At 38.8% G+C, this 11,971-nt stretch carries 12 protein-coding genes and 3 pseudogenes; 10 read left to right on the forward strand and 5 right to left on the reverse strand.

Annotated elements, in window-relative coordinates; genetic code table 11:
* The first annotated feature begins 4 nt into the window (after positions 1 to 4).
* The 4 genes and pseudogenes from L6C30_RS09430 to L6C30_RS09445 all read left to right on the forward strand — a co-directional run.
* Complete coding sequence (locus tag L6C30_RS09430) at positions 5 to 586, forward strand: pyridoxal-phosphate dependent enzyme (protein WP_374706591.1); 582 nt, start codon at positions 5 to 7, stop codon at positions 584 to 586.
* Between the two features lie 17 nt (positions 587 to 603).
* Positions 604 to 1,059, forward strand: a complete 456-nt coding sequence (locus L6C30_RS09435; RefSeq protein ID WP_236162928.1) for a helix-turn-helix domain-containing protein — start codon at positions 604 to 606, stop codon at positions 1,057 to 1,059.
* Between the two features lie 16 nt (positions 1,060 to 1,075).
* Positions 1,076 to 1,615, forward strand: coding sequence for an IS630 family transposase (locus L6C30_RS09440; protein WP_236162952.1), 540 nt, complete (start codon positions 1,076 to 1,078; stop codon positions 1,613 to 1,615).
* A 9-nt stretch (positions 1,616 to 1,624) separates the two neighbouring features.
* Positions 1,625 to 2,293 (forward strand): annotated as a pseudogene (locus L6C30_RS09445) (pyridoxal-phosphate dependent enzyme); the annotation flags it as partial.
* Between the two features lie 94 nt (positions 2,294 to 2,387).
* Here the strand turns inward: L6C30_RS09445 and L6C30_RS09450 are convergent.
* From L6C30_RS09450 to L6C30_RS09460, 3 genes are all read right to left on the reverse strand, one after another.
* Positions 2,388 to 2,822 (reverse strand): CBS domain-containing protein, encoded by a 435-nt coding sequence (locus L6C30_RS09450; protein ID WP_019837907.1) that lies wholly within the window; start codon positions 2,820 to 2,822, stop codon positions 2,388 to 2,390.
* A 117-nt stretch (positions 2,823 to 2,939) separates the two neighbouring features.
* Positions 2,940 to 3,314 carry a DUF2750 domain-containing protein gene (locus L6C30_RS09455; RefSeq protein WP_236162927.1) on the reverse strand — a complete coding sequence of 125 codons (375 nt, stop codon included), beginning with the start codon at positions 3,312 to 3,314 and terminating at the stop codon, positions 2,940 to 2,942.
* A 150-nt stretch (positions 3,315 to 3,464) separates the two neighbouring features.
* Complete coding sequence (locus tag L6C30_RS09460) at positions 3,465 to 3,698, reverse strand: hypothetical protein (RefSeq protein WP_004976599.1); 234 nt, start codon at positions 3,696 to 3,698, stop codon at positions 3,465 to 3,467.
* A 218-nt stretch (positions 3,699 to 3,916) separates the two neighbouring features.
* On the opposite strand from L6C30_RS09460, the gene L6C30_RS09465 reads away from it, so the two are divergent.
* Positions 3,917 to 4,276: a hypothetical protein gene (locus tag L6C30_RS09465; RefSeq protein WP_180064703.1), complete on the forward strand. Its 360-nt coding sequence runs from the start codon at positions 3,917 to 3,919 to the stop codon at positions 4,274 to 4,276.
* Positions 4,277 to 4,403: 127 nt separating this feature from the next.
* The gene (locus tag L6C30_RS09470; protein WP_180064704.1) at positions 4,404 to 4,721 is read left to right on the forward strand and encodes a hypothetical protein; all 318 of its coding nucleotides are present in this window, start codon (positions 4,404 to 4,406) and stop codon (positions 4,719 to 4,721) included.
* On the opposite strand, the pseudogene L6C30_RS09475 reads toward L6C30_RS09470, so the two are convergent.
* Together L6C30_RS09475 and L6C30_RS09480 are read right to left on the reverse strand one after the other, a co-directional pair.
* Positions 4,618 to 6,259, reverse strand: a pseudogene (locus L6C30_RS09475) (M16 family metallopeptidase). The gene L6C30_RS09470 and the pseudogene L6C30_RS09475 sit on opposite strands and share 104 nt — an antisense overlap.
* Before the next feature lie 12 nt (positions 6,260 to 6,271).
* Positions 6,272 to 7,606, reverse strand: a complete 1,335-nt coding sequence (locus L6C30_RS09480; RefSeq protein ID WP_236163394.1) for a pitrilysin family protein — start codon at positions 7,604 to 7,606, stop codon at positions 6,272 to 6,274.
* 186 nt (positions 7,607 to 7,792) lie between these two features.
* On the opposite strand from L6C30_RS09480, the gene ftsY reads away from it, so the two are divergent.
* From ftsY to L6C30_RS09500, 4 genes and pseudogenes are all read left to right on the forward strand, one after another.
* Positions 7,793 to 8,899 (forward strand): signal recognition particle-docking protein FtsY, encoded by a 1,107-nt coding sequence (gene ftsY, locus L6C30_RS09485; protein WP_236162925.1) that lies wholly within the window; start codon positions 7,793 to 7,795, stop codon positions 8,897 to 8,899.
* 166 nt (positions 8,900 to 9,065) lie between these two features.
* Positions 9,066 to 9,741: pseudogene (locus L6C30_RS09490) on the forward strand (hypothetical protein).
* A gap of 262 nt (positions 9,742 to 10,003) precedes the next feature.
* On the forward strand, positions 10,004 to 10,597 hold the full coding sequence (locus tag L6C30_RS09495; RefSeq protein ID WP_236162924.1) for a nitroreductase family protein: 594 nt from the start codon (positions 10,004 to 10,006) through the stop codon (positions 10,595 to 10,597).
* A 201-nt stretch (positions 10,598 to 10,798) separates the two neighbouring features.
* A complete protein-coding gene (locus L6C30_RS09500; protein WP_236162923.1) occupies positions 10,799 to 11,464 on the forward strand; it encodes a DUF2057 domain-containing protein in 666 nt (221 codons plus the stop codon).
* Positions 11,465 to 11,971 lie beyond the last annotated feature (507 nt).

The raw sequence follows: 11,971 nt of genomic DNA on the forward strand, positions 1-11,971 counted from the left end.
CGAGATGGAACATCAAATCAATGGCATCGCATTACCGAATGAAGAAGGTTTTTTCGGACAATATGGCGGGCAGTTTATTCCACCGCATTTAAAAGCAGCCATGGATGAAATTAACCTTGCTTATGAAGAAATTCGTCATACAGCAGAATTTCAAAATGAATTAAAGGATTTATTTGCCAATTATGTAGGACGTCCGAGTCCTTTGTTTCATGCAAAAAGTTTATCTGAGCAGTTGGGTGGTGCACAAATTTATTTGAAGCGTGAAGATTTAAATCATACGGGTGCACATAAAATCAATCACTGTTTAGGTGAAGCATTGCTCGCCAAATATATGGGTAAAACCAAAGTGATTGCGGAAACAGGTGCGGGACAGCATGGTGTCGCGTTGGCAACGGCATGTGCGCTTGTGAGCATTCCGTGTGAAATTCACATGGGACAGGTTGATATTGAAAAAGAACATCCAAATGTCGTGAAAATGAAAATTTTAGGTGCCAACCTGATTTCAGTCACACGTGGCACAGCGACTTTAAAGGATGCCGTAGATAAGTTGACAAAAATAACTAATCATGCGAAAAAGTTTTTTTAGTTAACAGATGTTCACACATGCCTCGAATTGTTTCTGTACCACTTAGTTTAGAACAGCGAGAACGACTCATTTTTCTGGCCAAGCATGCAAAACATTGGCGTGAAAGACAACGTGCCCAAACTATTCTCTGGCTTTCTGAAGGTAAAAGTGTTGCGGAAGTTGCCACTCTACAAGAACGTATCCCAGAAACCATAAGGCTACAACGCCGACGTTGGGAATTGTATGAGTTTGAATCGATTAAAGAAGGTCATCGCTCAGGTCGGCCCAATACATTGATCTCAGACTATCAGGAGAAAATCCTAGATTGGGTCAATACAAGTCCACTCAATGCAGAACAAATCCGAGTCAAACTACATGAAGAATACGAAGTGTCCGTGTCTGTTGAAACCATTCGTAAGTTTTTACGTGATTCAGGTATGGTCTTCAAGCGTACCCGTCATAGCTTGAAAAAAAAGAGATCCGATTGCATTTGAACAAGCAACACAGCAGATTGAAAAATTACGAGAGCAAGCGGCACGTGGTGAAATTATATTAGGTTATGTTGATGAAACAGGGTTTTCATCTACACCTGATAACCGCTATGCATGGACAAAGATAGGTGATGTTCATGCGGTTGATGCAATAAGATTAAAACGAGTTAATGTCATGGGGTGTTTGCTTTCAACGGGGAAACTGGTGACAAGTTGTTTACAAGAGTCAGTTACAAGCACTTGGTTTTATGCCTATTTAACTGGAATAGCTCAACAAGTAAAACAGACTTATAACCTTCCATTGGTTCTTATTGTTGATAAAGCCTCGATTCATAGAAGTAAAAAGATGGCTGATTACAGAGAGCTACTTAAAAGTAACTTTTCGACGAATTTGTATTTTATTCCAGCTTATAGCCCTGAGTTAAATCGAATCGAGATGGTATGGAAGCAGATGAAATATTATTGGCGAGATTTTCAAGTCATGACAGCTGATAAAATAGAGCAATGGGTGGAGAGAGTATCAAACCAATTCGGAAAAGAATACATGTTTACTTTTTAATGACAGCTTAGTGCTTTTGAAGAATACTTAAAAGACCCGAAAAACTATATTTATGCAATTGGTTCAGTGGTTGGCCCACATCCATTTCCAAAAATGGTACGTGATTTCCAAGCAATTATTGGCGATGAAATTAAAATGCAAAGCCAACAACGTTTTGGGGTAAATCCAGATTATATCGTGGCATGTGTGGGTGGTGGTTCAAACGCAGTGGGTGCGTTTACTGCGTTCTTAAATGATCCTGAAGTTAAGCTTGTGGGTGTAGAACCTGCAGGACATGGTTTAGATACAGATCAACACTCTGCAACCTTAACGTTGGCTAAACCTGGTCAGTTACACGGCATGGCGTGTTATGTGCTTGAAGATGAGCAGGGTGAGCCATTACCAGTCCATTCAATTGCTTCGGGTTTGGATTATCCGGGTGTGGGGCCTCAACATAGCTTTTTAAAAGATATTGGTCGCGTGGAATATTCAACAGCAACAGACCAAGAGTGTTTAGATGCCTTTATGACCTTGTCACACGTAGAGGGGATTGTACCTGCTTTGGAAAGCTCACATGCGGTGGCTTGGGCCTTGCGTGAAGCACCAAAAATGGCAAGAGACTTGAAAATTGTGGTCAATCTTTCAGGTCGTGGTGATAAAGATGCTGACTATGTAGCAGAAAAATTAGGTTTGAACTAATTTTACTGAATATGATAAAACCGCCTAAACGTGTAAGTTTAGGCGGTTTTTATTTAACTTCAATTAGATTTTGCAGGTTGAATAAAACAGTCATTTAGCTTGCGATATATTGTTGTAATTGCTCGATCAATTTCTGTTGATCATCCATAGTCGCCTTCACCAAGTCACCAATCGACACCAAACCAACCAATTGTTCATCTTCAAGTACAGGCAAGTGTCGTAAATGATGGTCTGTAATTAAGTTCAAACATTCTTTAACACTGGTGTTTTTGGTCACGGTCAGTACTTTAGCAGTCATAATTTCACTGACTGTTGTACTTTTAGATGTTCGTTCCATTAAAACAACTTTACGGGTGTAATCACGCTCAGACAGAATACCAACCACATGATTATTTTGATTGGTAACCACCAATGCACCAATGCCTTTGTCAGCCATTAAACTAATAGCTTCTAAAACCGTTGCTTCTGGACGAATTGTGTAAATTTCGTGATGTACTTTATCTTGTAAAACGTGAATTACCTTGGTCATATTCTGTGTCCTGATTGTTGTTTATTGTTTGACTTTTAAAGTAACGTGAAATGTTAAAATTGCAAATACTTTAGCGTCACGATTGTTAATTTTATATCAATGCTATTCCGTTACTATTTAAGCAATATTTAACGTAGATTCGTTAAAAAAGAAATGTTTCATTTGTGAAGAGGTCAGTTTAATTTTTTGACTTGACGAACCATATAAGGTTGGAGTGACATTTAAACGAGTGAGCGTTGGTAATAAAGAAGTCTCGAAATCCTGCGCGGAAATTTTACGAGGAATGTATTGTGGCCAGTGCTTTGCTGCATATTTATGCGCCTGTACCGCATTTAACCAAAAAGGGAAAATATAATCATCGTGATCTGAACTCATTGCCCAACCTTGATGGAATAAACCCCAAAGTACACCGCAGTACATCATTGATTTTAATAGTGTAACTTTAAGCAGGAAATCCTTTGGTAAAGGTTGGAGTTGGTTAATCTGATTCATAATCAAGCAAGGTTGTAAAATTTGGCTATATTGTAAAAAGAATTGATGAATATACCGTTTAAGCTTTGCTTAAAATCGTAAATAAATATGTATTTATAGTTTAAGTTTCTAAAAAAGGGTCAAAAAAAACGCCACCTAAGTGACGTTTTATTATGCTTGCATGGTAGCCATGTTTTGCCAGTATTGTGCTTTCAAAGAATCACGTTCTACACGGAAACCTTGATAATACAATTCTGCTAAGAACATTGCTGCTTTACCATGTCCTGCGCGTGCAGCTTCTTCGAGTTGTTTTACCGCATCTTGGAAGTTCATTTGTGAATGAATCGTGTTCACTGCATTTGCATAAACATGCTCTAAGTCATGGTGAGAGATCGTTTGAATCATATTAAACTCCTTATTGTAATTATGATTACTTATTTGAGCCTACCTTTTAGGCTTCATATCAATTTAACACTATATTGTTAAACTAATATTACAATTTGATTGAATTGTCAAATAATTATCGGGGTTGATTAGCATATTTCAAGTTTACATGATTAAACATTAACAAGTTTAATTTTGATTAAACTAAAGCTCTAAGCATGATAAAAAAGGAGAATAACATGACAAGATCCGTAGACGGATGTGCTTTTGATGTACCTCCATTGACTTCACAAATTATTGAGTTGGCACATCATCACCGTAAAAAACTAGATGAGGCAATTTTCCGTCGAGATGTTCATTTAGGTGAATACTGCTTGGCGCAACGTAAACGTGTGGCTGATTTTGCTAAGACTTTAGAGCGAAGCGATCGTATAGAATTTTACCGTAATTATGATGGTGAATTACTCCGTATCGCAGATGAAGACGAACTGCATCCTGCCGAAGCAGAGGGCGGTGTCAGTATATTTGCTATTTTCTTGGTGCTTGCAGTCATTGCATTGATTTTATACTTTGCCGTAATTCGTGGCACCATTGGCTAAAGCTGAATGCTTTGTAGAATTTGTAGAAAAAGGCTCAATTTTTACCGTGACGATACAGTAAAAATTGAGCTGTTTAACTTGTACAACTCACAAGGGCATCCTACACTAAGGCGATTAGAGGTAGGTCATGCACAACGCAATTCAAAAAACGATTCAATTTATTTCTCAACTGAAACTCGAGCAAATTTATAATATTGTTGTGCTGAGTATCATTTTTATTATTTTAACTTTAGCAAGTGTTGCGCTTTATCGCCCAGTTGGGGTGCAACAATTTCAAAATGTTGAGCGTTTGTCGCAACAATCTATGTATGCCAATACCCAAGACATGGCAGTGCGTTTAATCAATCAACGTCCAATTCGTTATGTGCATTATTTAAAATTGATGCAGGCACATCAGATGGAGCAAGATCGGGCTCAACAACTTCCTGCCTTGGTGCAAGAGTAATTTTATCTATTGGCGTCGTTTTCATATTGCGCGGTGTCGGTGTTAAAGATATTGGCCGCAAGTAAATTGTCCTGTAGCATTTTTTCCAATGCCGCTTTATCTAAATGTTCGCTCACAATCACCAAAGTTAAACTATCTGGGTGTAAATGTTTGCGAACAGCACGTTGTACATCTTCTGCGGTAATTTTCTCCACGCGTTCTGCATAATCACTTAAATAATTTGCAGGAAGCCGATAAAAACCGATGTGTCCAAGCTGGGCATTAATACTGGCATTACTGCTGTATTGATTAGGAAAAGCACGAATTAAACCTGCTTTGGTTTCTTTTAATTGCTCCAAATTGATGGGCTGTTGCACAAATTGAATTAAGCTTTGGTGAGCGACCTGAATACTATCGAGTAACTGATCTTGGCGCGTAGAATAGTCTAAGCTAAATAAACCCGCTGCTTGGGTAAACCGAAACGAACTGCTAACACCGTAAGTGTAGCCACGTTTTACTCGTAATTCTTTCATCAAAATAGAATTGAAACTGCTGCCACCTAGCATTTTATTGGCAATTTCCAAAGCCAAATAATCAGGATCATCGCGTGTGGTCGCAAGTTGCGCAATACTCACATGCGCTTGTTGTGAGCGATAAGGAATATGCTGGATGTTGAACCGTGTTGCAGGTGTAGGCCGTGGCAAAGCTGTTGCTGCAGTACCTTGGACAATATGTGTGCTTATAGTGTTGGCAAGTTTTTCTGCTTCTTTTAAGGTTAATTTGCCTGTAATGGCAATATTCATATTTTGCGCGACCAGAAACTGATCTCTAAATTGTTGTAAGTGCGTTGGTTGAATCCGTTTGATACTGCCATTGGTGCCTGTAATGGGTTCTGCATAGGCATGTTGTCCGTAAATTGCGCGATATAAGCGAATATTCATTAAACGGCTTGGATTTTCTTGCAGTTGTTTTTGTCCGATTTGTGTATTGCTTTGCATCCGCTGGATATTGGAGCGCTCAAAAGTCGAGTTTTTTAGTATTTCCAACATCATTTTGACGGCAGTTTGCATTTTCTGCGGATCAGAGAGTGTTCTTAGCCGTACCACAAACATATCGCGGTACGCCGTGGTACTAAAACGTGCGCCTGTGGTTTCAAAGGCTGCGGCAATTTCTTCAGCCTTATAACTTTTAGTACCTTCATCCATCAGTTGCGCTGCCATATTGGCAACGCCAAATAAACCTTTTTCAATTTCTGCATCGCGGGCAGAACCTGCATTAAAAGTCAGTTGAATATCAACCATTGGCAAAGCAGGATTTTCGACAAATAAAGTGCGTACGTTTCGATGATTTTTTAATTCATGCACCTGTGGAGCGCGAACATCGACCAATTCATTTACAGCATTTAAACTGTGCAGCAAGTTCAGAGATTGCAAAGGCGTGCTTACGGCTGTTTCAGCAAAATCATGCGCTGCTGTGGTGGCAGTTTCCATCCCAAAGCTAGCAGAACATAGACCAAAACTCGTGCTTAAAATAAGCGTGTAAAATAAATGCTTTTTCATGAAAATCACAGTTTAAGGTGTAGTGCTTTGAGGCAATAAATACAAGGTGCTAAGTCTGTCTTTGTTAAAGTAACTTTGCGCAACACGTTGCAGATCTTGGGCAGTAATGGCTTGGAAGTGTTGTGGTAAAACATCGATTAAACGGTGACTGAATCCATTGACTTCCAAATTGCCAATGGTTCGGGCTTGTCCTGCCAAATCATCCTGACTATAAATCCAATTGGCCACAAATTGAGTCACCACGCGCTCAATTTCACTTGAATTGACCAAATCCTGTTTTAGCGTATCCACTTCGTTTTGAATCGCGGCCTGCGCTTCGCTTAACGTTACACCTGCTGCAGGCAATGCCGAAATACTAAACAAACTGTCCCCACGTTGATACGGATCATAACTGACACTGATGGAGCTAAGTATCTTATTATTTCTGACCAAGCGCTGTTCTAAACGTGAAGTAATTCCACTGTCTAATAGTTGTTTGATGATGGTGAGCGCAAAGGCATCTTGAGGATTTTTGGCTGTTGCTAGTGAGCCGACATTCCAAGCCATATATAAATTAGGAACTTGTATAGCCGCAGACAATTCCATGTGCCGATAACCTAATTGTTCAAACTCCAACACATCATTACGTGGTGGCGTAGGTGCTTTCGGAATATCTCCAAAATACTTTTGGACTTGCAACAATGCGGTTTGATGATCTACATCGCCCACAATCACTAAAATAGCATTATTGGGGCGATACCAATTTTTGTACCACGCCTGTACATCTTGCAGCTGAATGCTTTGCAAGTTTTTCATGTGACCAATAATGGGTTGGCGGTAATGGCTGGTTGGGTAGGCAATCCATTTAAAGCGTTCAAAAGCCAAAGCCCGTGGATTATCATCGGTACGTTGCCGTCGTTCTTCCATCACCACCTTAATTTCAGGCTCAAAATCTTGTTGGCGAAGCAACAAATTACTCATTCTGTCGGCTTCCAACTCTAAAGCCAGTGGGAAATAAGTTTTTGGATAGAGCTGATAATAATTGGTGTAATTGGTAAAGGTCGCTGCATTGACACTACCACCATAAATACGACTTAAACGGGTAAATTCATCATTCGGTACTTTGGCTGTACCTTTAAACATCATGTGTTCAAGTACGTGCGAAATACCCAGTGTATTTCCCGACTCATCGCTACTGCCTACTTTGTACCAAATTTGTGTCATCACCATAGGAGAACGATGGTCTTCACGAATAATGACTTTTAAACCATTGTTTAGCGTGGTTTCAAAAGTGTTATTCGCAGTTAAAACTTCTGCATGGCAAATTGAAGTTGTTAAACCTAAAAGCAACGCACAAACAGACTTCATCGAAAATTGGAACATAAGCAAGTGGAGATCAATCGTTATCGGCTTATCTTTCAAAAATTAAAGGGGAAAGGCAAGGATTGCTTTAGGTATTTTTTGTATGCAGCTATGTGGTTGGAATACGAGGTAAAAGCAATTGGTTTATGTTAGAATCCGATTTTTTAACGCAATGCTTTTCAAGGATTCGGCATGCAACAGCAATCTAATGGGCAAAATAAATTTTTGATTGATGCTGATATCGGAGATGATGATGTCACATTACCGAATTTACCAGCGGTAAATGTTCCGATTGTTGAAACAACACCTCTACAACAAGCAGCAACGTCTGAACCTGCTGCAGAAACATCATCAGACACGGAAGCACTTGCGAAAGGTGGTTTCTTTAGTCGCATGAAAGAAGGGTTAACCAAAACCCGAAAAAACTTTGCCGATGGCATGGTGAATATTCTGATTGGCGGTAAAGAAATTGATGATGAATTATTAGAAGAAGTCGAAGAACAATTGTTGGTTGCAGATATTGGTGTAGATGCAACCAAAACCATTATTGCCAATTTGACCGAGCGTACTGCGCGTGGTGACTTAATTTATTCGCATTCTTTATACAAGGCTTTGCAAGAAGAATTGGTGGCTTTGCTCGCACCACGGGTAAAACCTTTACATATTGATGCCAATAAAACCCCTTATGTGATTTTAGTCGTGGGTGTGAATGGTGTAGGTAAAACTACAACCATTGGTAAGTTAGCAAAACGCTTACAGGGTGAAGGTAAAAAAGTCATGTTAGCCGCAGGGGATACTTTCCGTGCCGCAGCGACTGAACAATTGCAAATCTGGGGTGAGCGTAACGACGTTGCCGTTGTTGCACAAGGTCACGGTGCAGACAGTGCTTCTGTTATTTTCGATGCTTTTGAAAGTGCGCGTGCCAAAGGCATTGATGTGTTAATTGCAGATACTGCAGGACGGTTGCATAACAAAAGCAACCTGATGCAAGAATTGACTAAAGTTAAGCGTGTAATGCAAAAAATTGATGCGACCGCACCGCATGAAGTAATGTTGGTGGTAGATGCAGGCACAGGTCAAAATGCCATTAATCAAGTTGAAATGTTTGATGAGGCTGTTGGCTTAACCGGTATCACCATTACCAAATTAGATGGTACTGCAAAAGGTGGCGTGTTATTTAACATTGCAAGCCGTACCCACGTGCCAATTCGCTTTATCGGTGTGGGTGAAAAAATTGATGATTTACGTCCATTCTCGGCAAAGTCTTTTGTTGCGGCACTGTTTGAAACTGAGAAATAAGTTTTAAAGCTTAAAAATATAAAATGCTGTAAGTTTCATACAAACTCCGCAAAATGCGGAGTTTGTTGTTTTTAGCCGGTTTGAGTGTTGTATAAAGCAGCAGCTAAAAATACGAATGTGAATAAAAGCACATCCGTCTAGATAGAATAAGAAAAATATTAGATTGATTTTTTTGGGCAGTCAAAATGAGTATGTGCTTACAGCAGATATCACGAAAGACTTTAAGCTTAAGAAAAAGCTGAACCATGACGGTAATGAACTGACTTTCATCGATCAATTTAAAAAGCGCCGTAGTATTTATGCTTTAGGTAAACGCATCCATTTTAGCCAAACGTATAGGGCCGAGCTGATTCAGGAAGCTGTGCTTAGCTGCCCATCGGCACATCATTCACAAAGTAGGCTTGTTTTCTGAATCGCATAAAAAGTTTTGGAATTTAGTGTAGGACTTGCAACGCCAATTTGTACCCAAGCAGATTTTAACAGGTACTAAAATGAAAATTGAACAATGTGCAGCAGCTTTTGGCTCGGTATTGTTCTATGAAGATCAACAAGTTATTCGTCAATTGCAAAAGAAAATTCTATTTCATGCTGCAGAATTTCCAATTTGGTCGGAGCAAACTTCAGGCATGGCGCAATTTGTGGTGTGGACAGCACTGGCAGATTCAGGTGTGGGTGCATCTTTACAACATTTTAATCAAAGCATAGACCACGCTGTGGCAGAGCATTTTGATATTCTAAATACATGGCTATTACGCTCACAACTTGTTTTTGGATCAATTGAAGAAGAAGCAACCGAGAGGTGTCATGCAAACTATCAAAATCAATTTAAACTTTATGCCTAAATGACAGCATTTGATTAAGATTGGTCAAATCAGCTTCTTATTATGCGCCACAAAGAGCGAACCGCAGTATATTATGTTGCAAAAGGCTGTATCTGTAGAATAGGTGTATAGATGCAGTCACATACATTTGTCACTTTATAAAACTATAATCGTTCTATACATAAAACACACTGTCGTATTTTATGTAATGTTTATGCTGAATAAAAGACTTAATATCGCTGTAATAAACCAATTTCTACAAAATACTGCAGAGGAATCAAAAATGTCTTTTTTGAATCAATTAGAAAAACGTCGCTCAATCTATGCACTTGGTAAAAACGTTCCTGTAGATCAGGCAACTATTGAAAGCACCATTAAACAAGCGGTTCGTTTAAGCCCGTCTTCATTTAACTCGCAAACTTCACGTGTTGTGACTTTATACGGTGCTTCGCATACGCAATTCTGGAATATCGTTTTAGAAACTTTACGTAAAATAGTTCCTGCAGACGCATTTGAAAACACAGAAGCAAAAATTAACAGCTTTAGTGCAGGTTTTGGCACAGCATTATTTTTCGAAGATCAGGATGTTGTAAAAGGTCTACAAGAACAATTTCCCCTATATGCAGACAACTTCCCAGTATGGTCAGAGCATTCAACAGGGATTGCACAATTCGCAGTGTGGACAGCGTTATCAGAAATCAATGTAGGTGCATCATTACAGCACTACAACCCAATCGTAGATGAAGAAGTTGCTCAAACTTATGACATTCCAGCAAACTGGAAACTACGTGCTCAATTGGTGTTTGGTTCAATTGAAGCACCTGCGGGTGAAAAAACATTTATGGATGATGCAGAACGTTTCAAAAGCTTTAACTAAGCTCTAGCAATACATACTGCACAGACTAAAAAGTAGGGTGATGATTCATCCTACTTTTTTTTGATTCGAGGGGGTGTTAATGATGTGTTTTAGCAACTTCCTTATTCATGTGAAAATGCTTGAAACCATTAATTGTCATAAAACTGTCATTTATACATTGCATAGTGCAATCAAACTTTAATAAATGATACAGAGTGAAATATGGCATTTAAATTAGGCGTAGCAACTATTGCATTGATGGCTTGTAGTTCAGCATTTTCAGCAGTAACCATTGCAGTACCAGAAGAAATTAAGTTACTCGCTGTAAATGATCAAGAAATTCGTTCAGGTTTATTCAGTTCTGCACAACAAGTGAAAGTTAATGCGGGTGAAAATGTCATTAACTTGCGGTATCAACAATATTTTGAACATCATAATGGTGCGCACGATATTTTAAAATCGGGTGTTATTACGCTCAAAACTCCAATTCTTCAAGATAGTGAAAACTATCGACTTGCTTTGGTAAATCCACCTAAAGATTTCGATGCTGCAAAAGAGTTTAAAGATCAACCTAGCGTTGGATTGTATAATCAAAAGAATCAATTGTTAGTACAACAAACAGGTGCCAAAGCAAGTTCAACTGGTTGGCTAAGTAGTAGCTTACGCAACAAAACAGTAGATGCAACTCAAAACACTACGGCTGTGAATCAGCCAGCGGCAGTTTATACCGCGGCAGCAGTGTTGCCATCTGATAAAACTACCCCAGCCACATTGCCTACACAAAAACAAACACAGGGCAAAGAGCAACAATTGATTCAATTATGGCAACAAGCCAGTAAAGCAGAGCGACAAAAATTCATGTCATGGCTTGCAGAACAAGCCAATTAATATAAATTTGCAACCAGCTCAATTGAGCTGGTTGTTTTTTGTTATCGCTTTAAAAGGATTTATTTAAAAAAAAATTTAGCAACGTGCAAAAAAAAGACAAATCATAAGAAAAGTGTGATAAAAATATCAAATGCGCTTAAAACTTGGGCGGATGATACTTTTTTTGAAAAAAAACCTAAAAACATATTGCGTCTATTCAAAAACTGTATAGAATACGCTGCACACCAACGCAGTGTTGATTGAATTGGTGCTGTTATTGACGAAATAACAGAAGATCATTAAGAGATTATGAAGAACAACTTGTGTGGATTTTTACTGATTGATTGATCGAAATTATTTTCATTGATTGATTGGTTTAAATTACTCGAAGTTTATTTGAGCGAAATTTAAGTCAGAAAATTGATGAGCCAGATTTGGAAGTTTAGATTAAAACTTCAAAATGATTTTAACTGAAGAGTTTGATCATGGCTCAGATTGAACGCTGGCGGCAGGCTTAACACATGCAAG

The organism is Acinetobacter sp. KAM396, from assembly GCF_021602765.1.
Lineage (GTDB): Bacteria > Pseudomonadota > Gammaproteobacteria > Pseudomonadales > Moraxellaceae > Acinetobacter > Acinetobacter towneri_A.

Excerpts from the sequence above, each read along its gene's own strand:
- L6C30_RS09460 (WP_004976599.1), bottom strand. The coding sequence starts at position 3,698 with ATGATTCAAACGATCTCTCACCATGACTTAGAGCATGTTTATGCAAAT.
- L6C30_RS09470 (WP_180064704.1), top strand. The coding sequence starts at position 4,404 with ATGCACAACGCAATTCAAAAAACGATTCAATTTATTTCTCAACTGAAA.
- L6C30_RS09455 (WP_236162927.1), bottom strand. The coding sequence starts at position 3,314 with ATGAATCAGATTAACCAACTCCAACCTTTACCAAAGGATTTCCTGCTT.
- L6C30_RS09450 (WP_019837907.1), bottom strand. The coding sequence starts at position 2,822 with ATGACCAAGGTAATTCACGTTTTACAAGATAAAGTACATCACGAAATT.
- ftsY (WP_236162925.1), top strand. The coding sequence starts at position 7,793 with ATGCAACAGCAATCTAATGGGCAAAATAAATTTTTGATTGATGCTGAT.
- L6C30_RS09480 (WP_236163394.1), bottom strand. The coding sequence starts at position 7,606 with ATGAAGTCTGTTTGTGCGTTGCTTTTAGGTTTAACAACTTCAATTTGC.
- L6C30_RS09495 (WP_236162924.1), top strand. The coding sequence starts at position 10,004 with ATGTCTTTTTTGAATCAATTAGAAAAACGTCGCTCAATCTATGCACTT.
- L6C30_RS09430 (WP_374706591.1), top strand. The coding sequence starts at position 5 with ATGGAACATCAAATCAATGGCATCGCATTACCGAATGAAGAAGGTTTT.
- L6C30_RS09435 (WP_236162928.1), top strand. The coding sequence starts at position 604 with ATGCCTCGAATTGTTTCTGTACCACTTAGTTTAGAACAGCGAGAACGA.
- L6C30_RS09500 (WP_236162923.1), top strand. The coding sequence starts at position 10,799 with ATGGCATTTAAATTAGGCGTAGCAACTATTGCATTGATGGCTTGTAGT.
- L6C30_RS09465 (WP_180064703.1), top strand. The coding sequence starts at position 3,917 with ATGACAAGATCCGTAGACGGATGTGCTTTTGATGTACCTCCATTGACT.